General features: G+C 67.8%; 24 protein-coding genes and 1 other RNA gene. 8 read left to right on the forward strand and 17 right to left on the reverse strand.

Annotation, left to right across the window (positions count from 1 at the left end; translation table 11 throughout):
• Positions 1–64: 64 nt before the first annotated feature.
• The 4 genes from CLD20_RS11045 to CLD20_RS11060 form a co-directional block, all read right to left on the reverse strand.
• Positions 65–1,201, reverse strand: a complete 1,137-nt coding sequence (locus tag CLD20_RS11045) for a microcin C ABC transporter permease YejB (RefSeq protein WP_224406676.1) — start codon at positions 1,199–1,201, stop codon at positions 65–67.
• A 28-nt stretch (positions 1,202–1,229) separates the two neighbouring features.
• Positions 1,230–3,125 carry an extracellular solute-binding protein gene (locus CLD20_RS11050; RefSeq protein WP_224406677.1) on the reverse strand — a complete coding sequence of 632 codons (1,896 nt, stop codon included), beginning with the start codon at positions 3,123–3,125 and terminating at the stop codon, positions 1,230–1,232.
• Positions 3,122–5,032 (reverse strand): extracellular solute-binding protein, encoded by a 1,911-nt coding sequence (locus CLD20_RS11055; protein WP_224406815.1) that lies wholly within the window; start codon positions 5,030–5,032, stop codon positions 3,122–3,124. Before CLD20_RS11055 ends, CLD20_RS11050 begins: the two co-directional genes overlap by 4 nt.
• A gap of 179 nt (positions 5,033–5,211) precedes the next feature.
• Entirely contained in the window at positions 5,212–6,405 is a 1,194-nt protein-coding gene (locus CLD20_RS11060; RefSeq protein WP_224406678.1) for a cytochrome c family protein, read from the reverse strand.
• Between the two features lie 161 nt (positions 6,406–6,566).
• Here CLD20_RS11060 and CLD20_RS11065 point away from each other — a divergent pair, with 161 nt between their 5' ends.
• Positions 6,567–7,304 (forward strand): 3-deoxy-manno-octulosonate cytidylyltransferase, encoded by a 738-nt coding sequence (locus CLD20_RS11065; RefSeq protein ID WP_224406679.1) that lies wholly within the window; start codon positions 6,567–6,569, stop codon positions 7,302–7,304.
• Positions 7,301–8,194 carry a prephenate dehydratase gene (locus CLD20_RS11070; protein ID WP_224406680.1) on the forward strand — a complete coding sequence of 298 codons (894 nt, stop codon included), beginning with the start codon at positions 7,301–7,303 and terminating at the stop codon, positions 8,192–8,194. Before CLD20_RS11065 ends, CLD20_RS11070 begins: the two co-directional genes overlap by 4 nt.
• 145 nt (positions 8,195–8,339) lie before the next feature.
• Here the strand turns inward: CLD20_RS11070 and nudC are convergent, their stop codons facing one another.
• Both nudC and CLD20_RS11080 read right to left on the reverse strand, forming a co-directional pair.
• Complete coding sequence (gene nudC / locus CLD20_RS11075; protein WP_224406681.1) at positions 8,340–9,278, reverse strand: NAD(+) diphosphatase; 939 nt, start codon at positions 9,276–9,278, stop codon at positions 8,340–8,342.
• Positions 9,275–9,697 carry an HIT family protein gene (locus CLD20_RS11080; RefSeq protein ID WP_224406682.1) on the reverse strand — a complete coding sequence of 141 codons (423 nt, stop codon included), beginning with the start codon at positions 9,695–9,697 and terminating at the stop codon, positions 9,275–9,277. Before CLD20_RS11080 ends, nudC begins: the two co-directional genes overlap by 4 nt.
• Positions 9,698–9,820: 123 nt before the next feature.
• Between CLD20_RS11080 and dapD the strand changes: the two genes are divergently transcribed.
• The 5 genes from dapD (at position 9,821) to CLD20_RS11105 (ending at position 13,291) form a co-directional block, all read left to right on the forward strand.
• Complete coding sequence (gene dapD, locus CLD20_RS11085; protein WP_224406683.1) at positions 9,821–10,669, forward strand: 2,3,4,5-tetrahydropyridine-2,6-dicarboxylate N-succinyltransferase; 849 nt, start codon at positions 9,821–9,823, stop codon at positions 10,667–10,669.
• A 133-nt stretch (positions 10,670–10,802) separates the two neighbouring features.
• Positions 10,803–11,168 carry a DUF805 domain-containing protein gene (locus tag CLD20_RS11090; protein ID WP_224406684.1) on the forward strand — a complete coding sequence of 122 codons (366 nt, stop codon included), beginning with the start codon at positions 10,803–10,805 and terminating at the stop codon, positions 11,166–11,168.
• 25 nt (positions 11,169–11,193) lie between these two features.
• Positions 11,194–11,532, forward strand: a complete 339-nt coding sequence (locus CLD20_RS11095; protein ID WP_224406685.1) for a DUF805 domain-containing protein — start codon at positions 11,194–11,196, stop codon at positions 11,530–11,532.
• Positions 11,533–11,534: 2 nt separating this feature from the next.
• Positions 11,535–12,701, forward strand: coding sequence for a succinyl-diaminopimelate desuccinylase (gene dapE / locus CLD20_RS11100; RefSeq protein WP_224406686.1), 1,167 nt, complete (start codon positions 11,535–11,537; stop codon positions 12,699–12,701).
• The gene (locus CLD20_RS11105; protein ID WP_224406687.1) at positions 12,698–13,291 is read left to right on the forward strand and encodes a hypothetical protein; all 594 of its coding nucleotides are present in this window, start codon (positions 12,698–12,700) and stop codon (positions 13,289–13,291) included. The genes dapE and CLD20_RS11105 overlap by 4 nt, the downstream gene beginning before the upstream one ends.
• Positions 13,292–13,300: 9 nt before the next feature.
• Here CLD20_RS11105 and truA read toward each other — a convergent pair whose 3' ends face one another.
• The 3 genes from truA to def are packed head-to-tail and all read right to left on the reverse strand — an operon-like array spanning position 13,301 to position 15,549.
• A complete protein-coding gene (gene truA, locus CLD20_RS11110) occupies positions 13,301–14,047 on the reverse strand; it encodes a tRNA pseudouridine(38-40) synthase TruA (protein ID WP_224406688.1) in 747 nt (248 codons plus the stop codon).
• 23 nt (positions 14,048–14,070) lie between these two features.
• A complete protein-coding gene (gene fmt, locus CLD20_RS11115; RefSeq protein WP_224406816.1) occupies positions 14,071–14,994 on the reverse strand; it encodes a methionyl-tRNA formyltransferase in 924 nt (307 codons plus the stop codon).
• Between the two features lie 21 nt (positions 14,995–15,015).
• Positions 15,016–15,549, reverse strand: a complete 534-nt coding sequence (def, locus tag CLD20_RS11120) for a peptide deformylase (RefSeq protein ID WP_224406689.1) — start codon at positions 15,547–15,549, stop codon at positions 15,016–15,018.
• 87 nt (positions 15,550–15,636) lie between these two features.
• Here def and CLD20_RS11125 point away from each other — a divergent pair, with 87 nt between their 5' ends.
• On the forward strand, positions 15,637–16,818 hold the full coding sequence (locus CLD20_RS11125; protein ID WP_224406690.1) for a DNA recombination protein RmuC: 1,182 nt from the start codon (positions 15,637–15,639) through the stop codon (positions 16,816–16,818).
• 21 nt (positions 16,819–16,839) lie between these two features.
• Here the strand turns inward: CLD20_RS11125 and CLD20_RS11130 are convergent, their stop codons facing one another.
• The 8 genes from CLD20_RS11130 to CLD20_RS11165 form a co-directional block, all read right to left on the reverse strand.
• Complete coding sequence (locus CLD20_RS11130) at positions 16,840–17,205, reverse strand: type II toxin-antitoxin system HicB family antitoxin (protein ID WP_224406691.1); 366 nt, start codon at positions 17,203–17,205, stop codon at positions 16,840–16,842.
• 3 nt (positions 17,206–17,208) lie between these two features.
• Positions 17,209–17,469: a type II toxin-antitoxin system HicA family toxin gene (locus CLD20_RS11135; RefSeq protein ID WP_224406692.1), complete on the reverse strand. Its 261-nt coding sequence runs from the start codon at positions 17,467–17,469 to the stop codon at positions 17,209–17,211.
• A 31-nt stretch (positions 17,470–17,500) separates the two neighbouring features.
• The gene (gene recR, locus CLD20_RS11140; protein WP_224406693.1) at positions 17,501–18,106 is read right to left on the reverse strand and encodes a recombination mediator RecR; all 606 of its coding nucleotides are present in this window, start codon (positions 18,104–18,106) and stop codon (positions 17,501–17,503) included.
• Between the two features lie 16 nt (positions 18,107–18,122).
• Positions 18,123–18,446 carry a YbaB/EbfC family nucleoid-associated protein gene (locus CLD20_RS11145; RefSeq protein WP_224406817.1) on the reverse strand — a complete coding sequence of 108 codons (324 nt, stop codon included), beginning with the start codon at positions 18,444–18,446 and terminating at the stop codon, positions 18,123–18,125.
• A complete protein-coding gene (locus tag CLD20_RS11150; RefSeq protein ID WP_224406694.1) occupies positions 18,446–20,209 on the reverse strand; it encodes a DNA polymerase III subunit gamma/tau in 1,764 nt (587 codons plus the stop codon). Before CLD20_RS11150 ends, CLD20_RS11145 begins: the two co-directional genes overlap by 1 nt.
• Before the next feature lie 120 nt (positions 20,210–20,329).
• Positions 20,330–20,421, reverse strand: an RNA gene (ffs, locus tag CLD20_RS11155) — signal recognition particle sRNA small type.
• A gap of 94 nt (positions 20,422–20,515) precedes the next feature.
• Positions 20,516–21,259: a pyrimidine 5'-nucleotidase gene (locus CLD20_RS11160; RefSeq protein ID WP_224406818.1), complete on the reverse strand. Its 744-nt coding sequence runs from the start codon at positions 21,257–21,259 to the stop codon at positions 20,516–20,518.
• An 82-nt stretch (positions 21,260–21,341) separates the two neighbouring features.
• Positions 21,342–21,725: a hypothetical protein gene (locus CLD20_RS11165; RefSeq protein WP_224406695.1), complete on the reverse strand. Its 384-nt coding sequence runs from the start codon at positions 21,723–21,725 to the stop codon at positions 21,342–21,344.
• Between the last annotated feature and the right edge of the window lie 127 nt (positions 21,726–21,852).

Raw genomic sequence — 21,852 nt, forward strand, 5'->3', positions numbered from 1 at the left:
CGGCGGCACCGGACCTGCCGGCCCGTCCGTCTTCTTTTCCCGGTCCGTCTTCACGTCCATCCGCTCAGACCTCCCGGCTCTCGAAGTCGATCCTGGGATCGATCCAGGTATAGGTGAGGTCGGAGATGAGCTGCACGATGAGGCCCATCAGCGAGAAGATGTAGAGCGTGGCGAAGACCACCGGATAGTCGCGGTTGATGACGCTCTCGAAGGAGAGGAGGCCGAGCCCGTCGAGCGAGAAGATCGTCTCGATCAGCAGCGAGCCGGCGAAGAAGGCCGAGACGAAGGCGGCCGGAAAGCCGGAGATGACGATCAGCATGGCGTTGCGGAAGACGTGGCCGTAGAGGACCTGCCGCTGCGTCAGCCCCTTTGCCCGGGCCGTCACCACGTATTGCTTGCGGATCTCGTCGAGGAAGGAATTCTTGGTCAGAAGCGTCGTCGTGGCGAAGGCGGCCAGCGCCATGGAGATGAGCGGCAGCGCCAGGTGCCAGAAATAGTCGGCGAGCGCCCTGGGGTCGGTGATCCACTCCCAGAAGCCCATCCGCGCATATTGCTCCGACCACAGGCCCCTTAGGGGAAACCAGTCGAAGAACGAGCCGCCGGCGAAGAAGACGATGAGGAAGATCGCGAAGAGAAATCCCGGCACGGCATAGGCGACGACGACAACAGCCGAGGTCCAGACGTCGAAGGGCGAGCCGTCCGTCACGGCCTTGCGGATGCCGAGCGGTATGGAGATGGCGTAGGACAGGAGCGTCATCCAAAGGCCGAGCGAGATGGAGACCGGCAGCTTCTCCTTGATCAGGGCAAGGACGGAGATGTCGCGAAAATAGCTCTCGCCGAAATCGAAGCGGGCATAGTTCCAGATCATCAGCCCGAAGCGCGTCAGCGGCGGCTTGTCGAAGCCGAACTGCTTTTCCAGCTGGCGGATGAATTCCGGGTCGAGCCCCTGCGCGCCGCGATATTTGGAGGTGATGCCGGCATCGGTGCCGCCGCCGGACTGGCTGTTGCCGCCGGCCGAGAAATCGCCGCCCGAGGAGCCGCCGATCCGCGCCGTCGCCGAAACGTCGGTGCCCTGCAGCTGGGCGATCACCCGCTCCACCGGCCCGCCGGGCGCGAACTGCACCACGACGAAGCTGATCGCCATGATCCCGAGGATGGTCGGGATCATCAGAAGAACGCGTCTCAGGATGTAAGCGGCCATGCGTCTCCGTGGGCTCTGTCGTCCGCGACTAGCCGGCCATGCCGATTCGCTTCGCCTTCTCCTCGTCGTACCACCAGGTGGTCTCGAACGGAAAATCGAAGGCGGGCTTCGTTGCGGGTCGGCTGAAGAGGTCCCAATGCGCCACCTTGTGGCTGTCCTGGTACCATTCCGGCACGACGTAGTGGTGGGCGCGCAGCACCCGGTCGAGCGCCGTCACCACGGTCCGGTGGCTGTCGCGGTCGGGCGCGGCGAGCGCCATGTCCACCAGCGTGTCGACCACCTCGTTGCGGATGCCGGCATAGTTGCGCGAGGACGAAAGGCCGGCCGCTTCCGAGGAAAAGGAGGATTTGAGGCTTTCGAGCGGCGTCGCCGATCCGGAAAAGCGCAGCCCGATGATGTCGAAGTTGAACTCGTCGAGCCGGGCCTGGAACTGCGCCGAATCCACCGGCCGGATCGTCGCGTCGATGCCGAGCCGCATCAGCGATGCGACGAACTTGCCGAGGATGCGCTCCGATGTCGGGTCCGACTGGATCAGGAACTCGATCGAAAGCGGCGTGCCGTCCGCGCCGGTGAGCTGGCCGCCCTGGCGCTGCCAGCCGGCCTCGCTGAGAAGCTCCGAGGCGCGCCTCAGATTGGTGCGGTCGGCGCCGGAGCCGTCCGAGACGGGCGGCGTCACCGCCGGGCCGAAGACCGTCTCGGGAAGCCGGTCTCGGAAGGGCTCCAGGATGGCGAGCTCGGCCTCGGACGGCTCTCCCTCGGCCGCATAGACGGACTTTTCGAAGAAGGAGCTCGTGCGGGTATAGGAATTGTAGAAGAGGTTGGTGTTCAGCCATTCGAAGTCGAAGGCGAGGCCGATCGCCTCGCGGGTGCGCGGATCGGCGAACTTTTCGCTCCGCGTATTGAGATACCACGCCTGGAAGTCGGGCAGCGCCTCGGCCGGCAGCAGCTCCTTCTTGATCTTGCCCGCCTCCATCGCCGGAAAATTGTATTCCGTCGCCCAGGTCTTGGAGGTGAATTCCTCGCGGAAGGTGATGGCGCCCTTCTTGAAGGCCTCGAAGCCGGACTGCCGGTCGCGGAAGAACTCGATGCGGATCACGTCGAAATTGTAGGCGCCGCGGTTGATGGGAAGGTCGGCGCCCCACCAGTCCGGCACGCGCTCGTATTCGATGAAGCGGCCCTGCTGCAGGTTGCCCACCCGGTAGGGGCCCGAGCCGAGCGGCGCTTCCAGGGTCGAGGCGCCGAATTCGCGCCCCTCGTACCATTTCGCCGAGAATATCGGCAGCTCGGCGAGGACGAGCTTCAGCTCGCGCGACTGCCGGCCGGAGAGGGTGACCGTCACCTCGCGCTCGCCGCTCGCCACGGCGGAGACCATCTGCCGGAGGGGCAGCACGATATCCGCATGCCCCTTCTCCTTCAGCGTCGTCAGCGAGAAGGCGACGTCGGATGCCAGCAGCGGCGTGCCGTCGAAAAAGCGCGCCGCCTCTCTCAGCCGGAAGACGAGGACGTTGCCGTCATCGGAGAGGGCGACGCTCTCCGCCGCCTGTCCGTAGAGCGCGTCCGGCTCGTCCGCGGCGCGCTTCATCAGCGAGGCGAAGGTGAGCTCCATGCGCGGCGGCGCGTCTCCCTTGGTGGAGAAGGAGGAGAGCGTGTTGAAGGTGAAGAAGCTCTGGTTGAAGACGGCGTTGGGCGCCAGCATGACGATCCGCCCGCCCTTCGGCGCCGCGGCGTCGACATAGGAGAGGTGGCCGAAGTCCGGCGCGTATTTGAGGTCGCCGAAGAGCGACATGCCGTGGCGCGCGCCCGCCGGCGTTGCGGCGGCGGCGAGCGATGTCAGCCGCCCAAGTCCCGGGGCCCCAAGCCCCGGCGCGAACAGAGCGAGGCCGGCCGCGCCCTTGAGCGCGCTGCGGCGGGTAAATCCTCTCACCCGCCGACCTCGAGCTTCTTTTCCTTCTCCGGGTCGACCCACCAGGAGAAGATGTCGACGCCGGAATAGCTGGGCTGCTCCTCGGGAATGCCGAACTTGTTCCAGTAGGCGAGCCACAGCTCGGGCAGGTTCCAGCCGGGCACCATGTAGTAGTTCCACAACAGCACCCGGTCGAGCGCATGCGTGGCGGCGACGAGGCTGTCTCGGTCGGGCGCGTAGATGATGTTGTCGATCAGCGCGTCCACCGCCTCGTTCTTGATGCCGGCGGCGTTGCGGCTGCCGTTCTGGTCGGCGGCGAACGAGCCCCAGTATTCGCGCTGCTCGTTGCCGGGCGACTGCGACTGGCCGAACACCCCGACGATGACGTCGTAATCGAAATCGTCCGTCAGGGCCTGGTATTGCGCCGAATCGACGATGCGGATGGAGGTGTCGATGCCGAGCCGGCGCAGCGTGTTGGCATAGGGCGAGAAGATCTTCTCGTCGTTCGGGTCGTTGCCGAGGAACTGGATGGTGAAGGGCTCGCCTGTCTTGGCGTTGACGAGTTTGCCGCCGCGTTGTTGGTAGCCGGCCTCCTTGAGGAGCTGGAAGGCCTCGCGCAGATGGCTGCGCCGGGCGTCCGCGCTGTCGTAGACGGGCAGCTTGAATTCCTCGGTGAAGACCTCCGGCGGAACCTTGTCGCGCACCTTCTCCAGATCCTCCAGCTCCTGGCCCTCTGGCAGGCCGGAGGAGGCGAGCTCGGTCCCCTGGAAATAGGAGCTTGTGCGCTTGTAGAGGCCGAAAAAGAGGCTGTCGTTCATCGCCTCGAAGTCGAAGGCGAGCGTCAGCGCCTTGCGCACGCGCCGGTCGGAGAACTTCTCGCGCCGGGTATTGAGCACATAGGCCTGCATCGGTTCGCCGGCGGTGGTCTGGAAGGTTTCCTTCTTCACGTCGCCGCGCTGCGCCGCCGGAAAGTCGTATCCCTGCGCCCAGCGCTGGGCGCGGTTCTCGCCGCGGAAATCGTAGATGCCGCCCTTGGTGAAGGCTTCCCATGCCGCGTTGGCGTCGCGGAAATACTCGTAGCGTATCTCGTCGAAATTGTAGCGTCCGACCCGCAGCGGATGGTCCTTGCCCCAGTAATCCGGCACCCGCTCCCAGACGACGCTGCGCCCCGGGATGAAGGACTTGATCCGGTAGGGGCCGGAGGAAAGCGGCGGCTCCAGCGTCGGCTGGGTGATGTCGCGCTTTTTCCCGCTCTTGTCGGTGCCCGTCCACCAGTGCTTCGGCACCACGACGAGGTCGCCCATGATGTTGGGCAGTTCGCGGTTGCCCTTCTGGTCGAAGGTGAAAGTCACCTCGCCCTCGCCGGTGATCTCGGCGCCGGTGACGTTGTGGTAGTACTGGTTGTACTGCGGGTTGATCTCTTTCAGCGTCTCGAACGACCAGACGACGTCCTCCGGCGTGATCGGCTCGCCGTCATGCCATTTCGCCTTCGGATTGAGCCGGAAGGTGGCGGAGGAATAGTCGTCGGGATAGGTCATCGCCTCGGCGATGAGGGCGTAGGAGGTGCTCGGCTCCTCCTCGGAGGGCTCCATCAGGCTGTCGTAGCCGATGCCGCCGCGCGCATTGACGATCGATCCGAGGCCGGCCGCGACGGTGCCGCGCACGAGGAACGGGTTGAAGCTGTCGAAGGTGCCGATGGCGACCTGGTTCAGCGTGCCGCCCTTCGGTGCGTCCGGGTTCACGTAGTCGTAATGCGCGAAGTCCGGCCCGTATTTCGGCGCCTTGATGAGCGAGGTGGCGTGGCGCCATTCCTTGGCGCCCGCCGCCTCCGGGGCCGTGGCGTCCTGGGCCTTCGCCGGCAGGCTGGCCGCCAGCAGGCTGGCGGCGAGGACGGCTGGCAGAAGGGTGAGGCGGGTAGGGCGTCGCATCGTCAAGGGCGGGGTCCGCTGTTGTCGTGTTACGCGCGATCATACGCATGACGCGGCGGGGATTCACCCCGCCGCGCCGTACTCTGACTAAAATTTAAGGCAGGAAGCCGCCCGGCAAAGAACGTTTCTTTCGCGGGCCATGCGGCAGACGCTTGCCTGCCGCATGCCGTGCTCGGCCCTTACTGGCCCGGAAGCGGCTGCGGATTGTCGGAGAGGGTGCGCAGATAGGCGAGCAGCTTCGCCCGGTCCTCTTCCTTCTTGATGCCCTGGAAGATCATCTTCGTGCCGGGCACCTGTCCGCGCGGATCGGCGAGGTAGGTCGACAGATGCGCGTAGCTCCAGTTGCCGATCTTCTCGCCGTACTGCTTCATCGCGTCGGTGTAGGAAAAGCCTTCATGCGAGGCGACCGGACGGCCGACGACGCCCCACAGATTCGGTCCGATGCGGTTCGGGCCGCCCTGCTCGAAGGTGTGGCAGGCCTTGCACTGGCTGGTCAGCTTCTGGCCGGCGGCCGGATCGGAACTGGCGATCATGGCGATCAGCTCGGGATTCTCGCTCTCCCCGCCGCTGGCGGCCGGGGCGCTCTCCTGGCCCGCCGGGGCGGCCTCTGCCGCCTGCTGCGGCTGTTCGGCGGCGGCCTGCTGCTGCGCCGGCTCGGCCGGCTGCTCGGCGGCGGGCGCGGCTTCCGGCTGTGCCGGCTGGCTCTCGGCGGCCTGCGTTTCCGCAGCCGGGGCCTCGGCGGCCGGCTGTTCGGCTGCGGGCTGTTCGGCTGCGGCCTGCTCGCCGCCGGCGCTCTCGCCCTCGGCGGCGGGCGCGGCATCCGCCTCAGGCAGCGGCGCCGGGTTGTCGGAAAGCGTGTGCAGATAGGCGATCACGTTCGCCCGCGCATCCGGCTTCTTGATGCCGGAGAAGTTCATCGCCGTGCCCGGCACCAGCCCCTTCGGGTCGTTGAGGTAGGTGTCGAGATGCTCGTAGGTCCAGGTGCCCTCGGTCTTGGCGAATTCGCGCATCGCGTCCGTGTAGCCGAAGTCCGGCACGGAGGCGACTTCGCGGTCGACCACGTTCCAGAGGATCGGGCCGATCTTGTTGCCCTCGCCCTTTTCGAAATTGTGGCAGGCGGCGCACTGGCGCGCCGTGGTCTTGCCGGCCTCCGGGTCGGCGCTGGCGAGGCGCGTGGCGATCGGCGCCGGACCGCTGTCGCCGGCCTCGGCCGTCTGCGTGTCGCCTTCCGGCTCCGCCACCGCGATCACGTAGCCCGGCGTCTCGGGTGCCTCCTGCTCGAAGAGGGTGCCGCCGAGATACGACAGGCCGAAGGTGACCAGCAATGTCCCGAGGATGGCCATGGCATAAGTGTTCCAAGCGGGCGAATGCATCGAGATGTGAACTCCGGATCGTTGGCTCGGGACCAGATAGGGCGGTGGGTGGGCAGCCGGCAAGACTGCTCCCCGGACCGACTATCCGGTTTGACGGGCCCCATCAAGGCGTATAAGCGCCGGGCCTGCCGCGTTTTCTGACGCAGTTCGGTTACTCTCCAATGAATCCGATCATCGTTATTCCCGCCCGGCTTGCCGCCACGCGCCTGCCAGACAAGCCGCTGGCCGACATCGCCGGCCGGCCCATGATCGCCCATGTCGTCGCCCGCGGGCTGGAGGCGGGGCTGGGTCCCGTCGTCGTGGCGACCGACGCCCCGGCGGTCGCCGAGGCCGCCGAGCGGGCGGGCGCCACCGCCGTCATGACCCGCTCCGATCATCCCTCCGGCTCCGACCGGCTCGCCGAGGCGCTCCAGAAGCTCGATCCCGCCGGCGCCCACGATCTCGTCGTCAACCTGCAGGGCGACCTGCCGACGCTCGATCCGGCGCTGCTGGCCGCCGCGCTCGCGCCCCTGACGGAGGGCGAGGCGGACATCGCCACCATCGCCGCGCAAATCGCCGTGGAGGAGGAGCGCACCAATCCCAACGTGGTAAAGGTCGTCGGCACGCCGACCGGCGAGCGGCGCCTGCGCGCGCTTTATTTCACCCGCGCCACCGCCCCCTACGGCGAGGGCGCGCTCTACCACCATATCGGCCTTTACGCCTATCGCCGCGCGGCGCTGGCCCGTTTCGTCGCCCTGCCTGCCGGCACGCTGGAGAAGCGCGAGAAGCTGGAGCAGCTTCGCGCCCTCGAAAACGGCATGCGGATCGATGTCGCCATCGTCGATACCGTGCCGCTCGGCGTCGACACGCCGGCCGATCTGGAGCGGGCGAGGCGGATCATTTCAGGAGCTGAAGCATGAACGAGTTGAAGGCCCGCCGCGTCGTCTTCCAGGGCGAGCCGGGAGCGAACTCCCATATCGCCTGCCAGGAAGTCTTTCCCGAGGCGCAGGCCGTGCCGCTCTCCACCTTCGAGGATTGCTTCCAGGCGCTGGAATCGGGCGAGGCCGATCTCGGCATGATCCCGATTGAGAATTCGGTCGCCGGCCGCGTCGCCGATATCCACCATCTTCTGCCCTCCTCCAGCCTTTCCATCATCGGCGAATACTTCCTGCCGATCCGTCATCAGCTTCTCGGGCTGAAGGGCGCGAGCCTGGCCGATATCCGCACCGTGCAGAGCCACGTCATGGCGCTCGGCCAGTGCCGCAAGTTCCTGCGCCAGCATGGGCTGAAGGCGGAGGTCGCGGCCGATACGGCGGGCTCGGCCCATCAGGTGGCCGATCTCGGCGACAGGAGCCGCGCCGCCATCGCCACCCGCCTTGCCGCCGAGGTCTACGGCCTGGATATCCTCGCCTCCGATATCGAGGACGAGGCGCACAACACGACGCGCTTCATCATCCTGTCGCGCGAGCCACGGCACCCCTCGATCGAGGCCGGCCCGGCGGTCACCTCCTTCATCTTCCGCGTGCGCAACGTGCCGGCCGCGCTCTACAAGGCGCTCGGAGGCTTCGCCACCAACGGCGTCAACATGACCAAGCTGGAGAGCTACCAGCTCGGCGGCACCTTCTTCGCCACGCAGTTCTATGCCGATGTGGAGGGCCATCCCGACGACGAGATGCTGGCGCTGGCGCTGGAGGAGCTGCAGTTCTTCTCCGCCGAGTTCCGCATCGTCGGCGTCTATCCGGCCCATCCCTTCCGGGCGAGCCAGGCCGAGCCGGAAGCCAACCGGGCGCTCAGGCCTTCCAGGGGATAGGGCAGCGCACGGGCCTGCCCCGAGCTCCAACCCTCTCCCCTCCGAGGGAGAGGGTGGCTGCCGGAGGCAGCCGGCTGAGCGGGAAGCTGCCGCAAGTCTGGGGCCGGCGAGCGGTCGCGCGGTCGCGCAGCCCCGTCTGCTGTCTTCAGCTGCCGCCCTTCGCCCATTCTGAAATCAGCCGGTTGGCGATCGCCATGCGCGGCGGCACGGCGAGCCCGTCCGGATGCGTGCCGGCGAGCATCGTCCCCACTTCCTCGCGGGAGAACCAGCGGCAATCCTCCAGTTCGCTCTCGTCGGGCGTGACGGCGCTCGACAGGGCCTCCGCGTGGCAGCCGATCATCAGCGAGGAGACGAAGGGCCAGGGCTGGCTGGAATGGTAGCGCACGCGCCCGATGTCGATGCCGGCCTCCTCCTGGATCTCGCGGCGCACGGCGGCCTCCATCGTCTCTCCGGGTTCCATGAAGCCGGCGAGCGCCGAATAGACGCCGGGCGCGAAGCGCGGCTGGCGGCCGAGCAGGCATGCATCGGCCGCCGCGTCGATGGCGAGCATGATGACGACCGGATCGACGCGCGGAAAATGCGGCGCGCCGCAGGCCGGGCATTCGCGCCGCGCCCCGCCGCCGCGCATTTCGCTCTTTGAGCCGCAGCGGGCGCAGAAGGCGTGGCTCTGGTGCCAGGCGAGCATGGAGCGCGCCTGCGCGAGGGCGCCGAGTTCTTCCGCCGGCAGCAGCGCCTGCACGGCGAGCGAGCGCAGGTCCACCGCCTTCACCGGCTCCGGCCAGGTTTCCCTCTCGGCAACGTTTCCGGCAAGCCGCGGCCCCTCCGGCGTAAAGCCGAGAAGGATGAGGCTCTCGCGCGCCAGCCCGAGCGCCTCAGCCTCGCGCTCCGTGAAGGTCGCCTCCGGCGCGGAGCCGAAGCGGATCAGGGGGCGGTCCTCGGCGAGAAGATGGATGCGCGCGGCGGGCGCGCGGAGCGCTTCGGCGATGGAAGTCTCGCTCCGGTGCTCGGCCTGGCGGTCGATCGGGTTGCCGGCGAAGGCGTTCTCGCCGCTCATCTCGGCATAGGGCCGCTCGAAGAAGTTCATGCGGGCGCGGCCTCGCCGATCGCCTCGAGCAGCTTGCGGGCGAGATCGGAAAGCGCGCCGGCCTCCCAGGGGCGCGGCTTTGCGGCGCCCCAGACCGGGCCCGGCCAGGCCGCGTCGCCTTCAAAGCGCGCGATCACATGCACATGCAGCTGCCGCACCTGGTTGCCCAGCGCGGCGATGTTGAGCTTGTCGCATCCGCTCGCCGTCTTCAGCGCCCGCGCCACGATGTCGATCTCGCGCATCATGAGCGCCTGCTCCTCGCCGGAAAGGTCGATGATCTCCGAAAGGCCGGGCCGTTGCGGGATCATCAGCAGCCAGGGATAGGTGGCGTCGCGCATGATCCGGACCTCGCACAGCGAGAGCTCCGCGAGGGGCACGCTGTCCGATTCCAGGCGCTGGTCGAGGTCGAAATGCGTCATGGCCGATCGCCTCTAGCATCCCGCTTCGGCCTCGCCCAGCCCGCTCCGCGTCGATGGCGGCAAGATTGACGGACCCGGCCGGTCGGCTTAGGCAGCCGGGGGATTTCTGCCAGGGGAAGAGGAATGGCTGACCACAGCGCGCTTGCCGCGACCATCGACGAGGCGTTCGAGGAGCGCGACACGCTTTCGCCCGCGAGCGACGGCAAGGTGCGCGAGGCCGTCGACGCCGCGCTCTCCCTGCTCGACAGTGGAGAGGAACGGGTTGCCGAAAAGGGTGCCGACGGCGATTGGCATGTAAATCAATGGCTTAAGAAGGCCGTGCTGCTTTCCTTCCGCCTCACCGACATGCAGGTGATCGAGGGCGGGCCGGGCGGCGCCGTCTGGTGGGACAAGGTTCCCTCCAAATTCGTCGGCTGGGGCGCGGAGGATTTCCGCAAGGCCGGCTTCCGCGCCGTGCCGGACTGCATCGTGCGCCGCTCCGCCTTCATCGCGCCGGACGCCGTCCTGATGCCCTGCTTCGTCAATCTCGGCGCCCGGGTCGGCGAGGGCGCCATGATCGACACCTGGGCGACGGTCGGCTCCTGCGCCCAGATCGGTCGCAACGTGCATCTTTCCGGCGGCGCCGGCATCGGCGGCGTGCTGGAGCCGCTGCAGGCGGGCCCGGTCGTCATCGAGGACAATTGCTTCATCGGCGCCCGGGCCGAGGTCGCCGAGGGCGTCATCGTGCGCGAGGGCTCGGTCCTCTCCATGGGCGTCTATCTCGGCGCCTCGACGAAGATCGTCGACCGCAACACCGGCGAGATCTTCGTCGGCGAGGTGCCGCCTTATTCGGTGGTGGTACCGGGCACGCTGCCGGGCAAGAACCTGCCGGGCGAGAATTTCGGGCCGAGCCTTTACTGCGCCGTCATCGTCAAGCGGGTGGACGAGCGCACCAGGGCCAAGACCTCCATCAACGATCTGCTCAGGAGCTGATGCGATTGGGGCTCATCGCTCGCGAAGCTTCGCCGCATGCATTGGGAAATGCGTGGGCAAGACCCTATCTGGGCACGAGACCCCAGGCGGGCGCGTCCATGCGCCCTGCCGCATCTGCCCGAGAGACCGTCTGATGCTGCGCCGCTTCCTCTGGCTCTTCTTCCGCTTCGACGGCCGCATCGGCCGGGAAGTCTACTGGCTCGCCAATTTCGGGCTGGTGGCGCTGCTTGCCTTCCTCGTCCATCCCAGCATCGACCCGCAGACCTCCGAGGTCACCCTGCAGGGCGGCTCGCTGGGCGGCCTCGCCCTTCTCGTCGGCATCGTCTCCTCGATCGCCATCGGCGCCAAGCGGCTGCACGATTTCAACGCGCCCGGCGCCTTTGCGGCGGTGTTGCTCGTTCCGATCCTGTCGATTTTCGCTACCATTGCCTTCGGCCTGGTGCGCGGCACCCCCGGCCAGAACCGTTTCGGCGAGGCTGCGGATATGCCGCCCCGCTGATCCGACCCGTCCAAGGAGGCCCCTGATGGACTGGAAATATCTTTATACGAGCTTCGAGGGCCGCATCGGCCGTCGCGACTGGTGGCTCGGTGTCATCGGTCTTTATGTCGTCTGGCTGATTTCGTGGATCCTCTTCGGCAGCGACGGGCTGGTGCCTTTCGTCGTCGGCGTGCTCATCTTCCTCGGCGGCATCGCCTGTCACGTGAAACGCTTCCACGATCGCGGCCGCTCCGGCTGGTGGTCGCTGATCGTCCTCGTCCCCGTCATCGGGCCGATCTGGGCGGTCGTCGATCTCGGCATCCTGGAAGGCGAGCCAGAGAGCAACCGCTGGGGCCCGCCCGCGACGTCCCCTTTCGGCTCGTGAGCATGATCGAGGCGGCCGATCTTGCCGGGGCGCTGATCCGCGCCCCCTCGGTGACGCCCGAGGCGGGACCGGCGCTCGACGTGCTCGAGGAGGCTCTCCGCGGCATCGGCTTCGAGGTGCATCGGCCGGTCTTTTCCGAGCCGGGCACGCCGGACGTGGAAAATCTCTTCGCCGCCATCGGAACGGGCGAGTATCACCTCGCCTTCGCCGGCCATGTCGATGTCGTGCCGCCGGGCGAGGAGGCCGCCTGGCGTCATCCGCCCTTTTCCGGCGCGCTGGAGGACGGCGTTCTCTACGGCCGCGGCGCCGTCGACATGAAGAGCGCCATCGCGGCGATGGCCGGGGCGGCCTCGCGCTTCCTCGCCCGACGCCCGCAATTCGGCGGCCGGCTTTCCTTTCTCGTCACCGGCGACGAGGAAGGGCCTTCCGTCAACGGCACGAAGAAGCTGCTCGCCTGGGCGGCCGGGCGCGGCGAGCGCTTTTCGGCGGCCCTCGTCGGCGAGCCCACTTCGGCGGGCCGGGTGGGCGACCAGATCAAGGTGGGCCGCCGCGGCTCCTTCTCCGTCACGCTTGCCGTTTCGGGACGCCAGGGGCACGCCGCCTATCCGCATCTGGCCGACAATCCCGTGCCCCTGCTGATGGCGCTGCTGGCAGGCCTCGTCTCCGAGCCGCTCGATACCGGCAGCGAGCGCTTCGAGCCCTCGACGCTTCAGATCGTCGACGTTTCCACGGGCAACGAGGCCTGGAACGTCATTCCCGGCAGCGCCCGCGCCCGCCTCAATTCCCGCTTCAACGATATGTGGACGCGCGACACGCTGCGGGCCGAGTTCGAGCGCCGCATCGCCGCCGCGGCCACCGCGCTCGGCCGCGACATCGAGTGGCGGCTCGAAGAGGGGCCGGCGCCTTCCGAATCCTTCCTCACGCGCGAGGAGACGCTGATCGCGAGCCTCTCCGATGCCGTCGCGGCGATCACCGGCGCACGGCCGGCCCTGTCGACCGGCGGCGGCACCTCCGATGCCCGCTTCATCAAGGATTACTGCCCGGTGGTGGAGCTCGGTCTGGTCGGGCGCACCATGCACCAGACCGACGAGCGCGCGCCCGTCTCCGAGATCGGCGAACTGGCGCGCATCTACGAAGCCTTCCTCGATCGCATCTTCAAGGCAGCATGATTCCCAAAGACATCGCTCGCCAGCTTTCCGGCGCCTGGAAAGTCATGAACGGCCGCGTGGAGGGTCTGCAGGAGCTCGACCTGACGCTCGACGGCTTCTGGGGTTCCTTCGCCGCCGTCTTCCTCATCATCCCTTTCACGATGATCGCCCTCATCTCCGAGGAGATCGCGCTTTCCACCGGGCCGGGCGGGGAAGCGGTAGCGCTCACCTCAGGCTTCGTCGGCGTGCGCCTCTTGGGTCTCGGCCTCGACTGGCTGGCCTTTCCGGTCCTCTTCGCCTTGCTGGCCCGCCCGCTCGGCGTCTCCACCCATTACGTGCCCTTCATCGTGGCGCGCAACTGGAGCTCGGTGCTGATCGCCGGCATGTTCGCCCTGCCGCACGCCCTGCATGCCATCGGCATCGTGCCGCTGCCGGTCCTGTCCTTCCTGCTCTTCGCCTTTTTCGTCCTGGCGCTGCGCTTCGCCTATCTCGTGGCGCGCATCGCCCTCGCCGTTCCGGTGATGATGGCGATCCCCATCGTCCTTCTGGAGCTTCTGATCGGCATCCTCATCGAGGTCGGCCTCGACCGGGCTTTCGCGCTCCCTTTCTAGACGCTCGATCTAGTCGCCGCCGTAATCGACCCGGGCGAGATAGAGCCCGTCCGGCGGGGCGAGCGGTCCGCACCGCCTCCGCTCGGCGGCTGCAAGGGCGCCGGCGAGATCCTTCTCGCGCCACCTGCCTTCCCCGACCAGCTTCAGCGAGCCCACCATGGAGCGCACCTGGCTGTGCAGGAAGGAGCGGGCCGAGGCATGGATCTCGATCTCCTCGCCGGCGCGGCGCACATCGAGCCGGTCGAGCGTCTTTTCCGGGCTCTTCGCCTGGCATTCGGCGGCGCGGAAGGTGGTGAAGTCGTGCCTTCCGGTGAGGCACTGCGCTGCCCGATGCATGGCGTCGGCGTCGAGCGGCACCGGCACCTGCCAGGCCCGTCTGGCATCCAGCGCCAGGGGCGCGCGCCGGTTGACGATCCGGTAGAGATAGTGCCGCTTCACCGCCGAAAAGCGCGCGTCGAAATCGGCCGTGGCGCGCGCCGCCGCCACCACCGCGATGGGCGCGGGCCTGAGATGCGCGTTGAGCGCGTCGCGCACCGTGTCGTCCGCCAAGTCCTTCTCGATGTCGAAATGCGCCACCTGGCCGAGCGCGTGCACGCCGGTATCGGTGCGCCCGGCGCCGCGGATGCGCACCTCCTCCTGCGCCAGGGCGAAGATCGCCGTCTCGATCGCCGCCTGCACCGAAGGCCCGTTCTTCTGCCGCTGCCAGCCGACGAAGGGGCTGCCGTCATATTCGATGGTGATGCGGTAGCGCGGCATGGGCTCTTCGGGTTCGGCCGCGGCTAGGCGCGCGCGAGGCGGAAGCCGCCCGGCAGGCCGCGCAGGAATTCTTCCGCCGCCATCGGCTTCTTGCCGGCGCGCTGTACCTCGACAAGCCTCAGCGCGCCCTCGCCGCAGGCGATCGTCGCCCCGTCGAGCAGCGTGCCGGGCGCGCCGTTCCCTGGCACCGGCGCTGCCTTCAGCACCTTCACCCGCTCGCGCTTTTCCCCCACCTCCATCTCGAAGAAAGCGCCGGGAAAGGGCGAGAGCCCGCGCACATGGTCGTGCACGGCGCGGGCGGACTTCGAAAAATCGATGCGCGCCTCAGCCTTGTCGATCTTGGCGGCGTAGGTGACGCCTTCCTCGGCCTGCTGCGTGCAGGTGAGCGCCCCGCGCTCCAGCGCGCCGAGGGCGCGCACCATCAGGTCGCCGCCGAGGCGCGAGAGCCGGTCGTGCACCTGGCCCGCCGTCTCGTCCGGGCCGATCGGCGTCCTCTCGGCAAGGCAGACGGGGCCGGTGTCGAGCCCTTCCTCCATGCGCATCACCATGATGCCGGTCTCCGCGTCTCCCGCCATCACGGCGCGCTGGATCGGCGCCGCCCCGCGCCAGCGCGGCAGCAGCGAGGCATGCAGGTTGAGGCAGCCGAGTTCGGGCGCGTCGAGAACCGGCTTCGGCAGGATGAGCCCGTAGGCGACGACCACCGCGACATCGGCCTTGAGCGCGGCGAATTCGGCCTGCGCCGCCTCGGCCTTCAGGCTCTTCGGCGTGCGCACGCCGATGCCGAAGCGCTCGGCCTGCAGATGCACGGGGCTCTTCTTCTCTGCCATGCCGCGGCCGGCCGGGCGCGGCGGCTGCGTATAGACGGCCGCCACCTCGTGGCCCTGGCCGGCGATCTCCAGCAGCGTCGGCACGGAAAATTCCGGCGTGCCCATGAAGACGACCCTCAGCATCTCGCGCCCTCCCGGCGTCTAGAGCGCGGAGGAGCGGCTGCGCTCCTTCTCGCGGGCGGCCTTGGTGAAGCGGCGGATCACCATGTCGCGCTTCAGCTTGGAGATATGGTCGATGAACAGGACGCCGTTGAGATGGTCGATCTCGTGCTGGATGCAGGTGGCCAGAAGCCCGTCGGCCTCCAGTTCCTGTTCCTTGCCCTCATGGTCGCGGAAGGCGACCTTCACCCGCTTCGGCCGCTCCACCTCGGCGAAATATTCCGGGATGGAAAGGCAGCCCTCCTCGTGGATGTTCGGCTCGTCGGAGCGCCAGACGATCTGCGGATTAACGAGGAAGAGCGGCTGGCGCCCGTCCTCGTCGCGCGACACGTCGATGGTGATCGCCCGCAGCGGCACGCCGACCTGGATGGCGGCAAGGCCGATGCCCGGCGCCTCGTACATCGTCTCCAGCATGTCATCGAGGAGCTTCTTCACCTCCTCGTTCATGCCCTCGACGGGCTCGGAGATTTTCCGCAGGATCGGGTCCGGGATGGTGACGATATCGAGTAGGGCCATGGCGCTCGCGACTTAGGGTCTAGAAAAGGTCCGGTCAATGCGGCGCGCCTGCGGCAGGGCGCGGCCCGAATCAGCTATGTTCATGAAATGGACTCATCCTCAGCCGCTCTCAAGGCCTTCATCGACGGCGTGGCCGCCGCCGATCCGCTCCTCCTTCTCGGCGCCGGCGCCATCGCGATCTTCCTCCTCACCGTCTTCACGGCGCTTCTCGTCTCAGGCGCGCGCAGCCGGCGCATGGCACGCGAGGCGGCCGAGCGCTCGGCCGAGATGCGCTCCGAGATCGCCGCCCTTTTGAAGACTCAGTCGGAAATGTCCGGCCGCATGCATTCGATGTCGGAGATCTTCGGCTCGCGCCAGTCGGAGCTCAACAAGCACCTGTCGGAGCGGCTCGACGGCATCGGCCACCGCCTCAACCAGTCGGTCGGCGAGGCCTCGAAGAACACCACCGAGAATCTGCGCCGCCTGCACGAGCGGCTCGCCGTGCTCGATACGGCGCAGAAGAACATCACCGATCTCGCCGGCCAGGTGACGACGCTGTCCAACATCCTCGGCAACAAGCAGAGCCGCGGCGCCTTCGGCCAGTCGCGCATGGAAGCGATCGTCACCGACGGCCTGCCGAAGGGCGCCTATGCCTTCCAGGCGACCCTCGCCTCGGGGGTGCGGCCCGACTGCGTCGTCTACATGCCCAACGAGGCCCCGCCGCTGGTCATCGACGCCAAGTTCCCGCTGGAGGGCTTTCACGCCCTGAAGGACGCCGAGACGCCGGAGGCCGCCAAATCCGCGACGGCGCGCTTCCGCACCGACCTCTTGAAGCACATCTCCGACATCAAGGAGCGCTACCTCGTCCCCGGCGAGACGCAGGACACCGCCTTCATGTTCGTGCCGTCGGAGGCCGTCTTCGCCGAGATCCACGAGAATTTCGAGGCCGTCGTCCAGCGCGCCTACCGGGCCAAGGTGGTCATCGTCTCGCCCTCGCTCCTGATGCTGTCGATCCAGGTGGTGCAGGCGCTTCTGCGCGACGCGCGGCTGCGCGAGCAGGCCCATATCATCCAGGACGAGGTGATGCGCCTGATGGACGATCTCGGCCGGCTCGACGACCGCGTCAGGAAGCTCGCCACCCATTTCGGCCAGGCCAACAAGGATATCGACCAGATCCTCATCTCCACCGACAAGCTGCAGAAGCGCGGCCAGCGTATCGAGGGTCTCGGTTTCGGCGAGGAAGCCGAAGAAGGCGACAAGCCGCGCCTTGTGGCCGGCGGGGAGAGCTGATTCCTTCCGCTGCGTTCGGCTCTAGGCCGGTTCACCCGCATAGCGTGCCCAGCCCTCTTCGCCGGCGGCGCTCTTGCGGGCTTCCTCGATCAGGCTCTCCCAGAGCTCCTGCGTGTACGCGCCGCTCTTTGCGGCGTCCTGCAGCATCTCGGCAAGGCGGGCCTTCTCCAGGCTGGCACGCCGCATGGCTGAGCCTGGCGGCGGAGTAGCCCGGCCAAGCCGCTCGTTCTCCCCGATCCAGTCGCGGATGGCCTGGCGGGCGTTCAGGAGGGCTTCCTCGGGGCTCGCGCCGTCCGAAAGACAGCCCGGCAGGTCGGGCACCCGGCCCAGATAGCCGCCGCCTTCTCCTTCGGAAAGCGGGATGATGACGATCGGATATTCACGCATCGCCTACTCCTGCGCTCCTCGTTCTCCGAGATGCGATTCACATAGCGCCACCAGCATCCGCACGTAAACCGGCTTGATCGGCCGGCGGGCGGGCACGGTCAGGATTCCGGAGAGGTGAGGGCTGTGGATCTTGTAGTGGCTTCCGCTGCCCGGGGAGGTGATGGTGAGACCTGTCTCATCGCACAGGGTCTGGAGGTCCGCGATGGTCCAGTCGGCCCGGGGATTGGCCTTCATCCTCGCTAGAAGAGATCGCTTGCGCGCCATTCGCCCCCCGGTCGCTCGCTCGCCCGGACTCCTAAAAAGCCGTCCGCTGCCGCATCGCCGCCGCCAGCGTGCCGTCGTCGAGATAGTCGAGTTCGCCGCCCACCGGCACGCCATGGGCGAGCCGCGTCACCTTCACCCCGGTCGCGGCCAGTTCGTCTGTCAGAAAATGCGCCGTCGTCTGGCCCTCCACCGTGGCGTTGACGGCAAGGATCACCTCGCCGACCTCCGGCTCGCCGGCGCGGGCGATCAGTCCTGAAATGTTGAGGTCCTCCGGCCCGATCCCGTCGAGCGGGGCGAGTACGCCGCCGAGCACGTGATAGCGCGCCTTGGTCGCCGCCGCCCGCTCCAGCGCCCACAGGTCGCCGACGTCTTCCACCACGACGAGGGTGGAAGCATCGCGCGCCGGGTCGGCGCAGATGGAGCAGGGGTCGCGGCTGTCGATATTGCCGCAGACGGAGCAGATGCGCGCCGCCTCGCCGGCCTCCTTGGCGGCCGCCGCCAGCGGCAGGAGCAGGCTCTCCTTCTTCTTGATGAGCGCCAGCGCGGCCCGCCGCGCCGAGCGCGGTCCGAGGCCGGGAAGGCGCGAAAGCGCCGTGATCAGCCTTTCGATCTCGGGCCCGATGGGGGATGCGGCCATAAGGGAGGGAGGTTCCTTAGAAGGGCAGCTTCATGCCGGGGGGCAGGGGCAGGCCGGCGGTCATCTCCGACATCTTCTCCTGCATCATCTGGTCGGCCTTGCCGCGCGCATCGCCCACGGCGGCGACGATCAGGTCCTCCAGAATCTCCACCTCGTCTTCCTTCATCAGCGAAGGATCGACCTTCACCCGCTTCAGCCCGCCCTTGCCGTCGACCACGCAGGAGACGAGCCCGCCTCCAGAGGAGCCTTCGACCTCCGTCGCGGCGATTTCCTCCTGCATCGTCTGCATCTTCTCCTGAAGCTGCTTGGCCTGCTTCATCATGCCCATCAGGTCGCGCATCATTCGTCCTCGTCTGAACTGTCGAAATTGTCCGTATTCGTCCCGGCCTCTTCGTCCCCGGCTTCTTCATCGTCCGGCGCGGCCTCGCGCACGGCGACGATCTCGGCGCCGGGAAAGCGCTCCAGCACTTCGCGCACCATCGGGTCGGCCTGCGCTTCGGCAAGGAGCTTCGCCTGATGCGCCTGCTTTTCTTCGCGCACCGTCTTCTGGCCCGCCGGCGCGCTGGAAAGGATGACGACCCAGCGCTGCCCGGTCCATTTGGAAAGCGCCGCCGAAAGGCGCTGCGCAAGGTCGGGCGCGGCCTCCTCGTCGAGCGCGACTTCAAGCCGGCCTTCCTCGATCTTCACCGGCCGCACATGCCGCTCCAGCGCCGAGACGAGGACGATGTCGCGCCGGGCGCGCGCCTCCGCGACGATGTCGGCGAAGCTTTCAAGCCGCGGCGCGGCCTCGGCGCTGGCGCGCGCTCTTGCGGCGGGCGCGGCATAGGCCGCCGGTTCGGCCGCACGCTCGGCCTGCGGACCGCCGCCGCGGCGCATCTCGGCGCGCGGCGCGGGCGCGGAATGGCCGCCGCCCGCATCCGGCGAAGGCGCGCCCTGCCGGTCCTGCTCGTCCGAGAGCGCCCTCAGCGCCTCTTCCGGCGTCGGCAGCTGCGCCGCGTGGCAAAGGCGAACGATCACCATGTCGGCGGCCTGCTCGGGATGGCCGGCGAGCTGCGCCTCCTGGATGCCCTTGAGAAGGATCTGCCAGGCGCGCGAAAGGACGGAGATGGAGAGGGTGCCCGAAAGCGCCTCGGCGCGCACGCGCTCCGTTTCCGAGACGGCGGCGCCGGCGCCGGCTTCCGGCGCGAGCTTGGCGAGCGTCACGTAATGGGTGAATTCGGCAAGGTCGGTCAGCACGGTGATCGGGTCGGCGCCGGCCTCGTGCTGCACGGCGAGTTCGCCCAGCGCCCCGGCGGTGTCGCCCGCCATCACCTTTTCGAAGAGGTCGACGATGCGCGCCCGGTCGGCGAGGCCGAGCATGTCGTGGATGGTCGTCGCCTCCACCTTGCCGGCGCCGTGCGCCACGGCCTGGTCGAGGATCGAAAGCGCGTCGCGCACCGAGCCTTCCGCCGCGCGCGCCACCATCCGCAGCGCCTCGGCCTCGACCTCGAAGCCTTCCTTCTCCGCGATGCCGTGAAGATGGGAAATCAGCTCCGCCGCCTCGATGCGCTTCAGGTCGAAGCGCTGGCAGCGCGAGAGGACCGTCACCGGCACCTTGCGGATCTCGGTGGTGGCGAAGATGAACTTCACATGCGGAGGTGGCTCCTCCAGCGTCTTCAACAGGCCGTTGAAGGCCGCCTTCGACAGCATGTGCACTTCGTCGATGATGTAGACCTTGTAGCGCGCCGAGGTCGGCGAATAGCGCGCCGAATCGATGATGTCGCGGATGTCGTCGATGCCGGTATGGGAGGCGGCGTCCATCTCCATCACGTCGGGATGGCGGCCCTCCATGATGGCGCGGCAGTGAATGCCTTCCTCGGTGAATTCCACCGTCGGCCCGCCATCGCCGCTCTCGGTGGCGTAGTTGAGGCCGCGCGCCAGGATCCGCGCCGTCGTCGTCTTGCCGATGCCCCTGACGCCGGTCAGCATCCAGGCATGCGGGATGCGCCCGGCCCTGAAGGCGTTCTTCAGGGTGCGCACCATCGCTTCCTGCCCGATCAGATCGTCGAAGCCGGAGGGACGGTATTTTCGGGCGAGGACCTGGTAGCCGGGCGCTGCGCTCATTCGACCTTCATAGGCTGTCGGCCGGCCTGCGTGAAGAAGGCGGCGTCCTGCCAGCCAAGATGTGTTCGCCCATCACGCGCGGAGAGGAGGAACGTCTGGAGAAAAAGAGATGTCTGGAGAAGGAGACTGGCGGGCGACCCGCACCGAATTCGTTAGGGCTGCTTCCTTCCGGACCTGACCCGATTGGCGAAGGACACGTCCGCCGCCAGCCTCCCGAAGCCTATATGACGCCTTGAAGCCGCGCCCGCAAGGGATGGTCTGTCGCGATTTGACGAGGGGCGCCGATCGCCCCGGGCGCGGCTCGTCTCAGACGCCGATTGCTGCGGCGATATCTTCCACGAAGGTCGCAAGGTCGTCGGTGACGAAGTCGACATGCGGCGCGCCCTGATGGCCTTCCATCTCCCATTCCTCGTGGAAGACTTCGCGCGTGCCCGTCGGCACGACCAGCGTCGTGCGCATGCCGATCTCCTTCGGCACGAGAAGGTTGCGCGAAAGGTCCTCGAACATCGCCGCCTTTTCCGGTTCCACATGGAACCGCTTCATGAAGCGGTCGTAGGTTTCCGGCCGCGGTTTCGGCATCAGCTGTGCCGCGACGATGTCGAAGATGTCCTCGAAATGATCGGTGAAGCCGAGCTGCTCGGCGGTCTTCTCCGCATGGGCGCGCGAGCCGTTGGTGAAGATGAATTTCCGGCCCGGCAGGCGGCGTATGGCGTCGGCGAGCTGGGGCGCGGGTTTCAGCGCCGAGCGGTCGATGTCGTGCACATAGGCGAGAAAGGAATCCGGATCGACGTCGTGCTCCAGCATCAGGCCCCTCAGCGAGGTGCCATGCTCCTCGTAAAAGCCCTTCTGGATGCGGAAGGCCTCGTCGGCGTCGACGTCGAGAAGCTTCTGCACATAGGCGCGGATGCGATCGTCAATCTGCACGAAGAGGTTGGAATCGCGCGGATAGAGCGTGTTGTCGAGGTCGAAGACCCAGGCCTCGACGCCGCCGAAGGCGGCAAGGTCTTCGGGTCGGTGCGGGGCGACATCTTCTGCGGCGAGAGCGTTCATGGTCTTCATGTAGGCGATTTGCGCGGCAAGTGCACGGGGAGGGTCGGCCGGACGGTGAGCCCGGCGCAAGCTTTCCCGCCGCCTACCGGGCGCGGCGGGCGATCCATGTGCCGGAGCATTTCAGCGTCGCCGACTTCCAGCCGCCATTGCCGAAGGAGGGCCGCAGCGTGCCGGAAGCCTCCACCACCTGCGCCTCGTGGCGGAAGGTGAGGCGCACATGGCCGTCGTCTCGGACCCGCCCCTTGGCCGTCGAGGCGTAGCGGCCCGTATAGCGCACCGCCCCGCTTCTCACCTCGACCGGGATGGTGAAGCGGTGGTCGCAATCGCCGTATTCCGATTTCACCGTCACCTGCCAGTTGCCGTCGAAGCCGGCGGCGAGCGCGGGCGGCGCGGCGGCCGAGGAAAGGGCGAGCGCGGCGGCGAGAAAAAGAGAGGGCAGGGGGCTAAGAAGGGCGGTGGCGCGCATCGTGCGATCCGGTAGCGGCAATGCTTCAGTTTCCTATGACGGCGGGTGGAAGGAAAGGTTCCCGAGCGCTTCCTTGTGCGGGCCGGCCCGCGCTGTGATCGTTCTTGTCTCCAAATGCATAGCCAGT

This window comes from Afifella sp. IM 167 (assembly GCF_020144925.1).
GTDB lineage: Bacteria > Pseudomonadota > Alphaproteobacteria > Rhizobiales > Afifellaceae > Afifella.

Excerpts from the sequence above, each read along its gene's own strand:
- recR (WP_224406693.1), bottom strand. The coding sequence starts at position 18,106 with ATGGCCGCATCCCCCATCGGGCCCGAGATCGAAAGGCTGATCACGGCG.
- CLD20_RS11070 (WP_224406680.1), top strand. The coding sequence starts at position 7,301 with ATGAACGAGTTGAAGGCCCGCCGCGTCGTCTTCCAGGGCGAGCCGGGA.
- CLD20_RS11135 (WP_224406692.1), bottom strand. The coding sequence starts at position 17,469 with ATGGCGCGCAAGCGATCTCTTCTAGCGAGGATGAAGGCCAATCCCCGG.
- CLD20_RS11160 (WP_224406818.1), bottom strand. The coding sequence starts at position 21,259 with ATGAACGCTCTCGCCGCAGAAGATGTCGCCCCGCACCGACCCGAAGAC.
- CLD20_RS11095 (WP_224406685.1), top strand. The coding sequence starts at position 11,194 with ATGGACTGGAAATATCTTTATACGAGCTTCGAGGGCCGCATCGGCCGT.
- CLD20_RS11150 (WP_224406694.1), bottom strand. The coding sequence starts at position 20,209 with ATGAGCGCAGCGCCCGGCTACCAGGTCCTCGCCCGAAAATACCGTCCC.
- CLD20_RS11105 (WP_224406687.1), top strand. The coding sequence starts at position 12,698 with ATGATTCCCAAAGACATCGCTCGCCAGCTTTCCGGCGCCTGGAAAGTC.
- CLD20_RS11055 (WP_224406815.1), bottom strand. The coding sequence starts at position 5,032 with ATGCGACGCCCTACCCGCCTCACCCTTCTGCCAGCCGTCCTCGCCGCC.
- nudC (WP_224406681.1), bottom strand. The coding sequence starts at position 9,278 with ATGAACTTCTTCGAGCGGCCCTATGCCGAGATGAGCGGCGAGAACGCC.
- CLD20_RS11090 (WP_224406684.1), top strand. The coding sequence starts at position 10,803 with ATGCTGCGCCGCTTCCTCTGGCTCTTCTTCCGCTTCGACGGCCGCATC.
- dapE (WP_224406686.1), top strand. The coding sequence starts at position 11,535 with ATGATCGAGGCGGCCGATCTTGCCGGGGCGCTGATCCGCGCCCCCTCG.
- def (WP_224406689.1), bottom strand. The coding sequence starts at position 15,549 with ATGGCCCTACTCGATATCGTCACCATCCCGGACCCGATCCTGCGGAAA.
- CLD20_RS11165 (WP_224406695.1), bottom strand. The coding sequence starts at position 21,725 with ATGCGCGCCACCGCCCTTCTTAGCCCCCTGCCCTCTCTTTTTCTCGCC.
- CLD20_RS11080 (WP_224406682.1), bottom strand. The coding sequence starts at position 9,697 with ATGACGCATTTCGACCTCGACCAGCGCCTGGAATCGGACAGCGTGCCC.
- CLD20_RS11045 (WP_224406676.1), bottom strand. The coding sequence starts at position 1,201 with ATGGCCGCTTACATCCTGAGACGCGTTCTTCTGATGATCCCGACCATC.
- truA (WP_224406688.1), bottom strand. The coding sequence starts at position 14,047 with ATGCCGCGCTACCGCATCACCATCGAATATGACGGCAGCCCCTTCGTC.
- CLD20_RS11130 (WP_224406691.1), bottom strand. The coding sequence starts at position 17,205 with ATGCGTGAATATCCGATCGTCATCATCCCGCTTTCCGAAGGAGAAGGC.
- CLD20_RS11125 (WP_224406690.1), top strand. The coding sequence starts at position 15,637 with ATGGACTCATCCTCAGCCGCTCTCAAGGCCTTCATCGACGGCGTGGCC.
- CLD20_RS11065 (WP_224406679.1), top strand. The coding sequence starts at position 6,567 with ATGAATCCGATCATCGTTATTCCCGCCCGGCTTGCCGCCACGCGCCTG.
- CLD20_RS11060 (WP_224406678.1), bottom strand. The coding sequence starts at position 6,405 with ATGCATTCGCCCGCTTGGAACACTTATGCCATGGCCATCCTCGGGACA.
- CLD20_RS11145 (WP_224406817.1), bottom strand. The coding sequence starts at position 18,446 with ATGCGCGACCTGATGGGCATGATGAAGCAGGCCAAGCAGCTTCAGGAG.
- dapD (WP_224406683.1), top strand. The coding sequence starts at position 9,821 with ATGGCTGACCACAGCGCGCTTGCCGCGACCATCGACGAGGCGTTCGAG.